Genomic DNA, 12,202 nt, shown 5'->3' with positions numbered 1-12,202 from the left:
CGACCATAGAGCATTGGAACCACCTGATCCCATCCCGAACTCAGTAGTGAAACGATGCATCGCCGATGGTAGTGTGGGGTTTCCCCATGTGAGAGTAGGTCATCGTCAAGATTAAATTCCGAAACCCTATTTGCGAAAGCAGATGGGGTTTTGTTTTTGTAGAAGTCCATGAATTTTCACCGGCGTGTTGTTTGAACAACGCTCTGGTATACAGAATTTCTTGACGACCATAGAGCATTGGAACCACCTGATCCCATCCCGAACTCAGCAGTGAAACGATGCATCGCCGATGGTAGTGTGGGGTTTCCCCATGTGAGAGTAGGTCATCGTCAAGATTGAATACCAGAACCCCTGTCTGCTAGCGCAGACAGGGGTTTTTTCGTTTAGGGACTTGGACAGGGTGCTCGCCTTACCTGGTCCCATATCACGCTTACATGCTTGCACTTGTACGATAACCATTGGTCGGCTGCCCTGTAGGGGATGAGAATACATCTCAAGATTTCCGCACTCCCTGCCGAAAGCCTGACGAGCCACGCGTGCCCCGAGATAGAGCGGCCGAAGAGCCTGCTTATAGCGCTACATGGAATGTTCCACGCGGCACGCTCATCCCCTTTGGCAAAAGAAGTCGACGAAATGAATCTGAAGTTCAGTCATAAAATCCTGCTGGCCGCGTCAGGCGTCGTTGTCCTGGCCTTCGCGTTATTCACGCTCTACAACGACTACCTGCAGCGCAGCACGATCAAGCAAAATCTGGAGTCGTCCATCCAGCAGTCAGGTGAACTCACCGCCAGCAGTGTGCAGAACTGGCTAAGTGGCCGCGTACTGGTCCTCAAGAACCTGGCACAGAACATCGCACACCAAGGCGCAACTGCCGACCTTCCGGGTCTGGTTGATCAGCCTGCGCTCACTTCAAATTTTCAATTCACCTACGTTGGCCAAACCAACGGCGTGTTCACGCAGCGCCCCGACGCCAAGATGCCCGATGGCTACGACCCGCGTCAGCGTCCCTGGTACAAACAAGCCGTCGCTGCCGATAAGCCCATGCTTACACCGCCCTACATGGCCGCAGTAGGTGGGCAGATCGTTACCATCGCCATGCCGGTCAAGAAGAACGGTGAGCTGCTGGGTGTCGTCGGTGGAGACCTGAGCCTGCAAACCCTGGTGAAGATCATCAATGCCGTGGACTTCGGCGGCATTGGTCACGGGTTTCTGGTCAGCGGCGATGGCCAGGTCATCGTTAGTCCGGACGAGGACCAGGTGATGAAGAACCTCAAGGATATCTATCCAGGCATCAGCCTGCGTATCGACAAGGTCAACCAGGATGTCGTCCTCAACGGTCAGGAGCGCATCCTGTCGTTCACGCCTATCAGCGGCTTGCCAGGCGCGGATTGGTATATCGGTCTGTCGATCGACAAAGACAAAGCCTACGCACCACTGGGTAAATTCCGCACTTCAGCGCTGATTGCCATGCTGATCGCCGTGGTAGCGATTGCCGTGCTCTTGAGCCTGCTGATTCAAGTATTGCTGCGGCCCTTGACCACCATGGGCGCGGCGATGAAGGACATTGCCCAAGGTGAAGGCGACCTTACTCGTCGCCTCAATGTGACCAGCAAGGACGAATTTGGCGAAGTGGGCAGTGCTTTCAACCAATTCGTCGAGCGAATCCACGCGTCCATTTCCGAAGTGTCCTCGGCGACGCGCCAGGTACACGATCTGTCCCAGCGAGTGATGGCCTCGTCCAATGCCTCCATCGTTGGCTCCGACGAGCAGAGCGCGCGCACCAACAGCGTAGCCGCCGCTATCAATGAGCTGGGCGCCGCCACCCAGGAAATTGCACGTAACGCGGCCGACGCCTCGCAGCATGCCAGCGGTGCCAGCGAGCAAGCGGATGGCGGACGCAAAGTGGTTGAGCAAACCATCCTGGCAATGTCGGAGCTGTCGCAAAAAATCAGCCTGTCCTGCACCCAGATCGAAACGCTGAATGCCAGTACCGACAACATCGGCCACATTCTCGATGTGATCAAAGGTATCTCTCAGCAAACCAACCTGCTCGCGCTCAATGCCGCGATCGAAGCGGCACGGGCCGGCGAGGCAGGTCGTGGCTTTGCAGTGGTCGCTGACGAAGTGCGCAACCTCGCTCACCGCACCCAGGAGTCGGCTGAAGAGATCCATAAAATGATCACCTCGCTGCAAGTGGGCTCGCGTGAAGCGGTAACTACCATGAACGCCAGCCAGGCCTCCAGCGAAGAGAGCGTTGAAGTGGCCAACCAGGCCGGCGAGCGCCTGATCAGCGTGACGCAGCGGATTGTCGAGATCGACGGCATGAACCAATCGGTGGCTGCCGCTACCGAGGAGCAGACTGCCGTGGTTGAGAGCCTCAACGTGGATATCAACCAGATCAACCTGCTGAACCAGCAAGGCGTGGTCAACCTCAATGAAACGCTGAGAGACTGCGATGCGCTCTCCCAGCAGGCCAGTCGATTGAAGCAGCTGGTTGACAGCTTCAAGCTCTGACTTTTGAGGGCAAAGCAGGAGCGAGCACGCTCGCTCCTGCGTTCAGCCAAGCATCCGGCGCACATTCTCCAGCGCACTGTCGGCAAACGCTTGTGCAAACGCATCAAATTCCACCTGGGTGTCTCCGACAGGTTCGCCGATGATCGTCCAGGTCGCCCTGGCACGGCCGGCGTCAACCGCCTCAACACTCATCGCCGCCCACAGGCGCGCCACGCCCAAGGTGTTGTAGACCGTAGTCCAGGTCATGCACATGGCGTCTTCATCCCGGCTGTTGAGTTGTTCCACCACGCAGTGACCATCGTGGAAGAACTTGGTACGCAAGGCTTCGACACCCGTGCCGGTCATTTCGATATGTGACAGGGCCGGAATGAACGCATCAAAGCCTGCAAAGTGACCGACTACGGCCCACAAGCGAGCCGCTTCGCACTCGACAACGACACAGGCCTGCACCGGTGCGGTACAGGGATTGCGAATCAGCGTATCGGGTTGCAGTGGTTTCATGAGAAAGGTCCTTAAAAGCAGTTCAAAGAAAGCCCACAGCCTTCAGGTAGTCGCAGCCCTGACGCAACAAGGCGGGACTTTTCTCGGGGTAGTGCGTGCCCATTTGTTCCACGCCATGACGTGCGTTGTCGAAACGGATCATTGAAGTGTCGCCGATGTCTTCGCCCGGCCCATCCATGTAAAACCCGAGTACCCCGAACAACGCGTTGTCGCGATCAACTGTGCGCAAGGCCTGTTGCCACTGCACAACAGTGACGCGGTCGAAGGCATGTCCCGCCTGGCTGAACGCATTAAGGTAGTCGTCCCAACTCAGCGGCTGCGGGTTGTGCAGGTTGAAAACGCTGCGCTCGCTGTCGAACTGGCCACAGTGAAACGCGAGAAAGCGTGCAAAAAAGTCCACCGGCATCAGGTCGAAGTTCACCTCCTGACGGGGCATCAGACCCAATTGCAGCGATCCCTTGAGCATCAGCATCAGGCGATTTTTCCGGGGTTGGCAAACACCGTTGCGGCTGTTGAAACTGATGTTGCCCGGACGCAGGATATTGACCCACGCGCCTTGCGCCACCGCACGTCCCAACAGCCGCTCGGCCACCCACTTGGAGAGGTTGTAGCCATTCTTGATGTAGATCGGCAGTGTCGCCTCGGCCGGTAACTCCAGAACGTAGCCTTCGGCATCAATGCTGCTGCAGGCGGACAGCGTCGAGATGAAGTTCAGAACCTTTTTGCAGTGGGTCTCGCACAGGCGCAAACATTCCCGCACGGGGTCGACGTTGTCCGGCACCAGCGACCCATAGTCCATCACATGATTGACCTGTGCAGCGTTGTGCACCAGCACGCCAAAGTCCCTCGCGAGCGCGTCATACACCTCGCACGCCAGCCCCAGGCGTGGCTGGCTGACATCGGCCGGATACACCCGCACCCGGCTCGTGTCCAGATGTTCCAGGCGGTACTCCTTCAGTGCCTCGCTGAACCTGCTGGCTGCCGGCTGACCCGGCAACTCACGCACCAGACACGCTACCGCTGTTGCACCGCCTGCCAGTAATGCCTCGACGGCATGTACGCCGATAAAACTGTTGGCCCCCGTCACAATCACCTTGCGTCGATCACCAGCTCGAGTTTCGGGCAGCACCCTCAGTGCCTGTTCACGCTGAGCATCGCGCACGGCCTGGCCGTACGCTGCGTCTGGCAGCGCACTGTCCTGCATCAGCAAGGCGAGCGTACTGATCGTCGGCCTCTCGAAGAAGTGGTTCAGCGGTACACTGCGGCCGAACTGTTCACGAATGCTCAGCAACAAAGTCGACAGCAAAATGGAGTGCCCACCGAGGTTGAAGAAGCTGTCGTCCAGCCTCAAATCATCCACAGGCACGCGCAACAATTCACTCCATAGCCGCGCCAGTTGCCGTTGAAGGGGCGTATGCGCAGTGCGGCCATTGCCAGCCAGTGAGGATTGAATCGGCAATGCCAGCAAGGCCTGACGGTCAATCTTCCCGCTGCCGGAGCAGGGCAGGGCAGACAGTTCGGCCCACACCTGTGGTTGCAGGTAATCAGGCAACCACTGCCGCGCGTGTTGCTTGAGATCGACCAGCGTAGCACCGGCCTCCGGATAGGCGACCACCCCCCGAATCTTGCCGTCACGCTCGATCACCACCGCAACCTGACGAAACAGCCGACTGTCGCGCAGGCACTGCTCGATCTCCTGCGGCTCGATCCGCACCCCGCGGATCTTTACCTGATCATCACGGCGCCCACCAAGTTCTATACCGTCGTCCGTCCATTTCGCGAGGTCGCCACTGCGGTAGGCCCTGACAACCTGGCCGTCCGGCAGTGTCAGCTCGACAAAGGGACTGTCGAGTACCGGCGCGGTGCTCAAGTATCCCAGGCTCACCCCAGGCCCGACGATATACAACTCCCCCATCACCTGCTCATCCACCGGCTGCATGTCCTCGTCGAGGATCAGCGCCTGACTGTTGGCGATTGGCCGGCCCACCCGGGTGTTGCCATCTTTGCGCTGCAGCAGGCGATGCGTCACCAGTACCGTTGCTTCGGTGGGGCCGTAGAGGTTGTGCAGGTGGCATTGGCCGGCCAGACGTTCGATGACATGGGGTTCGCACGCTTCGCCACCGGTTAGCAGGTGAGTCAGGCCCAGCGGCTCATCCAGCGGCAGGATACCGAGCAGCGCCGGTGGCAGGAACGCGTGGGTGATGTGCTGTTGGCGAATCAACTCCACCAATTGCTGCGGGTCACGTCGCTGCGCCTCGCCGGGAATGATCAACTGCGCGCCGGCAATCAGACTCGGGAAAATATCCATCAGCGAAGCATCAAAGTTCAATGCGGCGAACTGCAGCACGCGGCTCTGTTCACTCAATTCCATGCAGCCACCGAACCAGGCAGTAAAGTGCGCCAGGTTGCCCTGGCTGAGCCGCACGCCTTTTGGTCTGCCACTGGTGCCGGACGTGAAGAGCACGACGCACGGTGCGCTCGGGTCTGGCCGAGGGTGCGGCAGCGGTTGCGAGGCGTCTTGCCGATCGGCACCACGCACATCCAGCGCCATGAAGCGTTCACGCAGCGGGTGCGCGCGCTCACGCCCAGGTGTTCGATCAATTGCAGGTCGAAGGTTTTTTGCAGATCGTTGGTCAGGTAGTGCATTAGAAACGTCGGCAGCACCTGAGCGATGCTGTCGCGATCTGCCGGGCTGGCCGCCTGCCAATACAGATGCACCAGACTTGTCCAGAAACGGGCATGGCGGCCTTCGTCAAACAGGTGATCGGCCATCATGCCGCGAATGGACGACTTGACACTGTCGTCCCTGGAAAACGCCGCCACCTCATGGGTCACGGTGTTTTCGGCAATCGCCACGCCAATCAGCTCCACGGCATCGCGCAGATGAGTGGGCGCCTGTGCCTGCGCTGCCGGCAGCGCGCGGCTGAGTTCGATCTGCCTGGGCAGGTCGAGGGGCTGGATGCCGGTCATGCTCACCGTCTGATGCAGGAAGTCCAACGCCACCATTGCGTGGTAATCCTCGTCCACCACGACGGACATTGCGTCGTAGCGACAGGCAAGGGGGAAGGGCAGTGTGAAGCGGTTCTTGGCAATGCTGCGGGCGGTCCTGTCGACAATTTCGGTCTCGAAAATCACCACGTCATTAATGTATTTGTAAAAGCTTTGTACCAGCACAAAGTCTCGCCATTGCGCACAGTGTTCGACAAACGTCGCACTCAATACCAGCGGCTGGCGGCACAGCGGGAAGATCAATTTTTCATCGTCTTCCAGCAGACGGCGCGGGCGCGTGCGGATGGTTGCGCGACGCTCCCAGTCGTCGGCGATGGAGCAGTAATCCGTGATGCTCATGGGTGCACCTCCTGCAGCGAGGCTCGCAGGTCGTCCCAGAAATGGATGCGCTGTTCAACCGCGCTCAAGGCGAACGCGTCAGCCTGTTGCCGGCGATGCACGTCCCCATCGATCAGGCGCTCAAGCATCGCCCGCGCGCCGGGTTCATGGTCCTCGGCGTCCAATTGAATGTGTCGGTTGAAGTAATGGCGCAGCATCGGCGCCTGGCCGATCCACGCTGCGCTGCCTTGCAACAGGCGTTCAAACATGGTCGGTATGACGCTCTCACGGCCGTGCAGGAAGGCCGCCGCAACACAGTGGGTAGGTGCGTCGAGTACGGTGTGCAGCGTGCTGCCGACAAACCGTGCCGTGCCGGGCAGACTCTCTAACGTTTGCAACGCTACCTGAGCGTCTACCCCCTGGCGTTGCAGCATGACGAACCGATCGATGGCGACAGTACTGGCACCTGTTTCAAGCATGCCCCCACGGTACAACTCGAAATGGCTGCAATGACCACCCCCTGGACGTTCATCCGACTCCTCACACAGCACGATCTCATTGATCAACCGAGCGGCCTGAGGATCGGTTGGGGGGAGCCAGGGCACCTGTGTGCCGGCCAGGTCCCGTTGCAGGCGTTTGGTGAGACTCATGAAGTCCCACACAGCAAATACATGGCTCTGCATAAAAAGTTGTAACTTGCTGAGTGAAGTTATTTCATTAAATAAAGGATGACTGCACAGTTGCAGTTTTTTCTGCTCTAGTAAAGTTTGATGCATGGTTGATGCCTATAAGTTTGTTGCGACTGCGCTGAAGACAGAAGGACTGTTATTAAGCTTGAAATGGACAGTCAGGATTTTTGCCGGGCCGAGCGTGTAGCCGCACTTGGGCAAGGGATTGCGCGGCCGGTTTGAGTGTCTGGTTTAGTGGCGCAGGATAATAAGCGGATTAAACGTTTGGATGAGCTTGCAAATGTATTAAAAGTTTTTCGAGAAAATACATGTTGTGAGTAAGTTAATTGCTTAAGTGTGGGAAGTTTCTTTAACCTGCGCAGGCTCAATCAAGTTGTATCGGCGCGGGGGCTTCCCCCTGATAAAAAGGAGGCCCCGAACGGCATGAGGTTTACTTGCCGGCCGCTTCAAGGCCGTTGAGATAGGCAGATATCACTTCCATCCCGCGCGTGAGGTGATTGCGCAGGGTGAGAATGCTCTCATCGGTCTTCTTCTGCGCCACCAGGCTCAGCAGTGTGCGGTGATCTTCCTGGGACGTCTCGCCGAGCCCCATCGCCTCCAGGTTGAAGCGCAGGAAGCGCTCTTCTTCATTCAGGCCATGTTCGACCAGCTTGAGCAGCCTTTGATTGGGCGCCTTGTCATACAGCGCCATGTGGAACAGGCGGTTCAGGCGTCCGATCTCGGTATAGTCTTTTTCCCGCTCCAGGGCATTGATCAATGTCTCGGCCTCGGCGATGTCGGCCTCGGTGAGCAAGGGGATCGACAGGCGCAGGGCTTCGGACTCCAGCAGTATGCGCAAGGCGTAGGTTTCAGCCGAGTTGTCTTCGATCAGGGGCGCCACCACGGCGCCCTTGTGCGTCACCACATGCAGCAATGACTGCGCTTCCAACTGGCGCAAGGCCTCACGCACCGGCATGCGGCTGACGCCGAACAGGCTGGCCAGTTCCTGCTGGCGCATGGCGGTGCCGCAGGGCAACCGGCCATCGAGAATGGCGTTGCGCAAGGTTTCTTCAATTACGGAACGAGCAAGATGAGCGGGGATAGGTCCGCTGACCTTAATGCTGTTCAACAGGTTCGGCTTCTGCGTCACGGCTACGCTCTCCTCCCTTTTTAAAATAAGTATGGCTAATTGGATCCAAAGCACACTAGAGACAGCTCAAAAGCTTGTCAAACGAACAAGGTTTTCGGCTTGTAAGTGCTTAAACACGGGGTTCTCCAGGCCCACACCGTGGTTTTGCGACGTCTTACACGCCAGCAACAACTGAATGATTCGCCACCTTTCCTTACTCGCTCAGCGTAGCCGGTCCAGCCTCTTGATGAACACATTAACGTCTATAGATATTCACTAATGGTATTTAAACTGACCTTCTTATGTCTATAAAGTTACTCTCCTGTCCGACCGGGAGTCACTTCATGTCCGCCGCCTCTACTGTTCCAACAGCGACCGCTACCCTACAAGCATTCGAGATTCGCCCATTATCCGGCAGCGTCGGTGCCGAGGTTATTGGCCTGGACCTGTCCCGCCCGGTCAGCGACGAAGAGTTTGCGCGCATTCACCGCGCGCACCTGGACTATCACGTCGTGGTGTTCCGCGACCAGCGCATCACCCCTGCACAGCAGATCGCCTTCAGCCGCCGTTTCGGCGTGTTGCAGATTCACGTGCTCAAACAGTTTCTGCTGACCAATCACCCGGAAATCCTGATCGTCTCCAACATCCTGGAAAACGGTCAATCCATCGGCCTCGGAGATGCGGGTAAATTCTGGCATTCGGACCTCTCCTACAAGGAACTGCCGAGCCTGGGTTCGATGCTGCATGCCCAGGAGCTGCCCTCCGAGGGCGGCGACACCCTGTTCGCTGACATGCATAAAGCCTGGGACCAGTTGCCCGAGCACCTGCGCAACGCCGTGCAAGGCCGCAGCGCCGCGCACTCCTACACGGCGCGCTACAGCGAAACCAAATTCGAAGGTAACTGGCGCCCGACGCTCACCCCGGAGCAGCTGGCCCAGGTAGCCGAAGTGGTTCATCCCATCGTGCGCACCCACCCGGAAAACGGCCGCAAGGCGCTGTTCGTCAGTGAAGGTTTCACCACCCGCATCGTCGGCCTGCCCGAAGACGAAAGCCGCGACCTGCTGGCCCAGCTCTATGCCCACAGCGTGCTGCCGGAAAACATCTACCGCCACCAATGGCAACCCCACGACATGGTGTTCTGGGACAACCGCTCGCTGATTCATCTCGCCGCCGGTTGCCCCAGCCATCTGCGGCGCAAATTGTTCCGCACCACCATCCAGGGCGATGCGCCTTTCTGAACCCTATCGCAAGAGAGTTGAAATGAACGCGCCTTTGCCAGGCCACGCGGCCAGCAACCTGAGCACCGCCCAACCGTTGCTGGCGGTGGACAACGTCAGCCTTGAGTACCGCACCCCCGAGCGAGTAGTGCGCGCCACCCACCAGGTCAGCTTCGAGATCGACCCGGCCGACCGCTACGTGTTGCTCGGCCCTTCGGGCTGCGGCAAATCCACGTTGCTCAAGTCCATCGCCGGGTTTATCAAGCCCAGTGAAGGGGAGATTCGCCTGCTGGGGCAAAAGGTCGAACAACCTGGCCCGGATCGCATCGTGGTGTTCCAGGAGTTCGACCAGTTGCCGCCCTGGAAAACCGTCAAGCAGAACGTCATGTTCCCCCTGCTGGCGTCGAAAACCCTCAAGCGCCGCGAAGCCGAAGAACGCGCGCTGCACTACCTCGACAAAGTCGGCCTCAGTGCCTTCGCCGATGCCTACCCGCACACCTTGTCCGGCGGCATGAAAGCTCGCGTGGCCATCGCCCGCGCCCTGGCCATGCAGCCCAAAATTCTGCTGATGGACGAACCCTTCGCCGCCCTGGACGCCCTCACCCGACGCAAGATGCAGGAAGAGCTGCTGCGGCTCTGGGAAGAAGTGCGCTTCACCCTGCTGTTCGTCACCCATTCCATCGAAGAGGCGCTGGTGGTCGGCAACCGCATCCTCCTGCTGTCGCCCCACCCGGGGCGCGTGCGCGCAGAAATCCACAGCCATCAATACGACCTGCACAGCCTCGGCGGTGTGGACTTCCAGGCCTCGGCGCGGCGCATTCATCGCCTGCTGTTCGATGAAGCCCCCGAGGCCGAACGTGAGTTGGGTTTCGCCGATATTCGCATCGCTTACTAAAGGGTCGCCCCATGCGCCAGGAATACGAAATAACCCTCGAACCGCTGCTCAGCGTGCCGGTGGAACGCGAACTGCCGCTGCGTCAGCGTCTGTGGCAACAAGGCTGGCTGCGCAAAGGCCTGATCCTGATCGTGCTGGCAGTCATTTGGGAGTCGGTGGCGCGCTATCAGAACAACGACCTGCTGCTGCCGAGCTTTTTGCAGACCTTCCACGCGCTCTACGACGGCCTGCTCAGCGGCGAACTGCTGAGCAAGGTCAGCATCTCCCTGGCCGTGCTGATCAAGGGCTACCTGATCGGCATCGTGCTGGCCTTTGCCCTGACCACGCTTGCCGTCTCGACCCAACTGGGCCGCGACTTGTTGAGCACGCTGACCTCAATGTTCAACCCGCTGCCGGCGATTGCGTTGCTGCCGCTGGCGCTGCTGTGGTTCGGCCTGGGCCAGAACAGCCTGATCTTTGTGCTGGTGCATTCGGTGCTGTGGGCGCTGGCGCTCAATACCTATTCGGGGTTCCTTGGCGTGTCCGAAACCCTGCGCATGGCCGGTCGCAACTATGGCCTCAAAGGCATGCGCTTCGTGCTGTTCATTCTGATCCCGGCTGCGCTGCCTTCGATTCTCGCCGGCCTTAAAATCGGCTGGGCTTTTGCCTGGCGTACCTTGATCGCCGCCGAGCTGGTCTTTGGCGCCACCAGCGGCAAGGGCGGGCTGGGCTGGTACATCTTCCAGAACCGCAACGAGCTGTACACCGACAAGGTATTCGCCGGCCTGGCCGTGGTGATTCTGATCGGCCTGCTGGTGGAGAACCTGGTGTTCGACACCTTCGAGCGGCTCACGGTGAAACGCTGGGGCATGCAGCGCTAGGCCGGCCATCCCTGTTAGGATTGCGGCCAATTCACGCTTTTACGACCGCGAGTGCCTGGCATGCAATTACCGGACATGAACCTGCTGGTCGCCCTCGACGCTTTGCTCGATGAAGGCAGCGTGGTCGGCGCCGCACGGCGGATGAACCTCAGCCCGGCGGCCATGAGCCGCACCCTCACACGTATCCGCGAGGCGGTGGGCGACCCGATTCTGGTGCGCGCCGGACGCGGCCTGGTGCCCACGCCCAAGGCGATGCAACTGCAAGGCCAGGTGCGTAATGTCGTGGAGCAGGCCGCGCTGCTGTTTCGCTCGGCCGACCAGGTGGACTTGAGCACCTTGCGGCGTCGCTTCAGCGTGCGCGCCAACGACTTCTTCATCGGCGTGTATGGCGGCCGGCTGTTCGACACCATGGAGCGCATGGCGCCACTGTGCGAGCTGTACTTCGTGCCCGAAGGCGACACCGACGACGAAGCCCTGCGCGAAGGGCGCCTGGACCTGCGGGTGAGCAACACGCTGCCCGTCACCCCTGAGGTAAAGGTGCAGAACCTGTTCTCCACCACCTTCGTCGGGCTGGCGCGCGAAGGCCACCCGTTGTTCGACGGGGAAATCACCGCCGCACGGTTTGCCGGTTATTCCCATATCAGCATCTCGCGCCGTGGCATCGCGCGCGGGCCCATCGACACTGCTTTGAACGCCCAGGGCCTGGAGCGCCGCGTCGCGATGATCGCCCCTGGGTTTCACGGCGCGATGTTCATGCTGCCCGACTCCGACCTGCTGTTGCCGGTGCCCAAGGAAGCCCTCCTGAGTGTCAAGCGTCTGAAACTGCCGCTGCGCGCCTTCGCCCTGCCGATCTCGTTGCCGACCCTGATGCTGACCCAATCCTGGCACCCGCGTTTCGACAAGGACCCGGCGCACAAATGGCTGCGCGAAACCTTTCGCGAAAGCTGCCAGGCCACCTGGCTCGAAGCCCAGCCCACCTGAGCATTTCACAATCAACTGTGGGAGGGGGCTTGCTGCCACATAGATTGCGTTGCGTGCACTTATACCCTGCCAATAAGTAACTTTTTGTCATGTGTGTAGCTGCTTAAACT

General features: G+C 59.4%; 10 protein-coding genes, 2 rRNA genes and 1 pseudogene. 7 read left to right on the top strand and 6 right to left on the bottom strand.

Features of this window, described 5'->3' with window-relative positions:
* The 3 genes from rrf (LUB09_RS21580) to LUB09_RS21570 all read left to right on the top strand — a co-directional run.
* Nucleotides 1-111, top strand: a 5S ribosomal RNA gene (rrf, locus tag LUB09_RS21580); the annotation flags it as partial.
* A 108-nt stretch (nt 112-219) separates the two neighbouring features.
* A 5S ribosomal RNA gene (gene rrf, locus LUB09_RS21575) occupies nt 220-335 on the top strand.
* A 298-nt stretch (nt 336-633) separates the two neighbouring features.
* Nucleotides 634-2,514, top strand: a complete 1,881-nt coding sequence (locus tag LUB09_RS21570) for a methyl-accepting chemotaxis protein (RefSeq protein ID WP_231423648.1) — start codon at nt 634-636, stop codon at nt 2,512-2,514.
* Between the two features lie 42 nt (nt 2,515-2,556).
* Here LUB09_RS21570 and LUB09_RS21565 read toward each other — a convergent pair whose 3' ends face one another.
* The 6 genes and pseudogenes from LUB09_RS21565 to LUB09_RS21545 form a co-directional block, all read right to left on the bottom strand.
* Complete coding sequence (locus tag LUB09_RS21565) at nt 2,557-3,015, bottom strand: SRPBCC family protein (protein ID WP_231423647.1); 459 nt, start codon at nt 3,013-3,015, stop codon at nt 2,557-2,559.
* 22 nt (nt 3,016-3,037) lie between these two features.
* The gene (locus tag LUB09_RS24165) at nt 3,038-4,930 is read right to left on the bottom strand and encodes a thioester reductase domain-containing protein (protein ID WP_442964108.1); all 1,893 of its coding nucleotides are present in this window, start codon (nt 4,928-4,930) and stop codon (nt 3,038-3,040) included.
* A 12-nt stretch (nt 4,931-4,942) separates the two neighbouring features.
* Nucleotides 4,943-5,494: pseudogene (locus LUB09_RS24160) on the bottom strand (AMP-binding protein); the annotation flags it as partial.
* A complete protein-coding gene (locus tag LUB09_RS21555) occupies nt 5,377-6,363 on the bottom strand; it encodes a diiron oxygenase (protein ID WP_231423645.1) in 987 nt (328 codons plus the stop codon). The gene LUB09_RS21555 and the pseudogene LUB09_RS24160, both read right to left, overlap by 118 nt.
* Nucleotides 6,360-7,118 carry a DUF3050 domain-containing protein gene (locus LUB09_RS21550; protein ID WP_209986968.1) on the bottom strand — a complete coding sequence of 253 codons (759 nt, stop codon included), beginning with the start codon at nt 7,116-7,118 and terminating at the stop codon, nt 6,360-6,362. Before LUB09_RS21550 ends, LUB09_RS21555 begins: the two co-directional genes overlap by 4 nt.
* Nucleotides 7,119-7,461: 343 nt before the next feature.
* On the bottom strand, nt 7,462-8,160 hold the full coding sequence (locus LUB09_RS21545; RefSeq protein WP_209986971.1) for a GntR family transcriptional regulator: 699 nt from the start codon (nt 8,158-8,160) through the stop codon (nt 7,462-7,464).
* A 323-nt stretch (nt 8,161-8,483) separates the two neighbouring features.
* Between LUB09_RS21545 and LUB09_RS21540 the strand changes: the two genes are divergently transcribed.
* From LUB09_RS21540 to LUB09_RS21525, 4 genes are read left to right on the top strand one after another with little or no spacing between them, the layout of a single operon-like run.
* Nucleotides 8,484-9,377 carry a TauD/TfdA dioxygenase family protein gene (locus LUB09_RS21540; protein WP_231423644.1) on the top strand — a complete coding sequence of 298 codons (894 nt, stop codon included), beginning with the start codon at nt 8,484-8,486 and terminating at the stop codon, nt 9,375-9,377.
* 22 nt (nt 9,378-9,399) lie between these two features.
* Complete coding sequence (locus LUB09_RS21535) at nt 9,400-10,251, top strand: ABC transporter ATP-binding protein (protein ID WP_231423643.1); 852 nt, start codon at nt 9,400-9,402, stop codon at nt 10,249-10,251.
* A gap of 11 nt (nt 10,252-10,262) precedes the next feature.
* Nucleotides 10,263-11,111: an ABC transporter permease gene (locus LUB09_RS21530; protein ID WP_231423642.1), complete on the top strand. Its 849-nt coding sequence runs from the start codon at nt 10,263-10,265 to the stop codon at nt 11,109-11,111.
* A 60-nt stretch (nt 11,112-11,171) separates the two neighbouring features.
* Entirely contained in the window at nt 11,172-12,092 is a 921-nt protein-coding gene (locus LUB09_RS21525) for a LysR family transcriptional regulator (protein ID WP_231423641.1), read from the top strand.
* Nucleotides 12,093-12,202: the final 110 nt, after the last annotated feature.

Origin of the sequence: Pseudomonas sp. Leaf59 (assembly GCF_920984685.1) — a bacterium.
Taxonomy (GTDB): Bacteria; Pseudomonadota; Gammaproteobacteria; order Pseudomonadales; family Pseudomonadaceae; genus Aquipseudomonas.
Note: the sequence above shows the minus strand (reverse complement) of the source record. Positions and strands in the feature narration are given on the sequence as shown.

Bases quoted from the DNA above. Each gene is read 5' to 3' on its own strand.
- LUB09_RS21570 (WP_231423648.1), top strand. From the start codon at position 634: ATGAATCTGAAGTTCAGTCATAAAATCCTGCTGGCCGCGTCAGGCGTC.
- LUB09_RS21565 (WP_231423647.1), bottom strand. From the start codon at position 3,015: ATGAAACCACTGCAACCCGATACGCTGATTCGCAATCCCTGTACCGCA.
- LUB09_RS24165 (WP_442964108.1), bottom strand. From the start codon at position 4,930: ATGGGGGAGTTGTATATCGTCGGGCCTGGGGTGAGCCTGGGATACTTG.
- LUB09_RS21555 (WP_231423645.1), bottom strand. From the start codon at position 6,363: ATGAGCATCACGGATTACTGCTCCATCGCCGACGACTGGGAGCGTCGC.
- LUB09_RS21550 (WP_209986968.1), bottom strand. From the start codon at position 7,118: ATGCATCAAACTTTACTAGAGCAGAAAAAACTGCAACTGTGCAGTCAT.
- LUB09_RS21540 (WP_231423644.1), top strand. From the start codon at position 8,484: ATGTCCGCCGCCTCTACTGTTCCAACAGCGACCGCTACCCTACAAGCA.
- LUB09_RS21535 (WP_231423643.1), top strand. From the start codon at position 9,400: ATGAACGCGCCTTTGCCAGGCCACGCGGCCAGCAACCTGAGCACCGCC.
- LUB09_RS21530 (WP_231423642.1), top strand. From the start codon at position 10,263: ATGCGCCAGGAATACGAAATAACCCTCGAACCGCTGCTCAGCGTGCCG.
- LUB09_RS21525 (WP_231423641.1), top strand. From the start codon at position 11,172: ATGCAATTACCGGACATGAACCTGCTGGTCGCCCTCGACGCTTTGCTC.